Below are 259 nucleotides of genomic sequence, written 5' to 3'. Positions count from 1 at the left end.
GCTGTTAATGTTCAAGGGGCACAAAAGGATAAAAGGACAACAGATTGCTATCCTACATTTCCTCTATTAATTGTTTGATCTATCAAAAAAGTGTTTTATCACTAAATTCAAAATACCACCTAATATTGTACCTATGAAAATGGAGATACCGATCAATCCGTATCCCATACCGCTCCAACCACCGACAAAAAAGCTGATGATTATAATTGCAACGCTTACCATAAGTACTACAGAAAAACCTATACCAATGTACTTACCA

The 259-nt window shown here is 35.1% G+C and carries 1 protein-coding gene; it reads right to left on the bottom strand.

Translation table 11 applies throughout. The features are described 5' to 3' along the window. Window positions 1-66 precede the first annotated feature (66 nt). The coding region (locus SB775_RS31060; RefSeq protein WP_410865121.1) for a YesK family protein at window positions 67-259 on the bottom strand (193 nt) is incomplete at its 5' end.

This window comes from Peribacillus sp. SIMBA_075 (assembly GCF_046534585.1).
The sequence above is the reverse complement of the archived record's forward strand: the minus strand, read 5'-3'. Positions and strand labels throughout refer to the sequence as shown.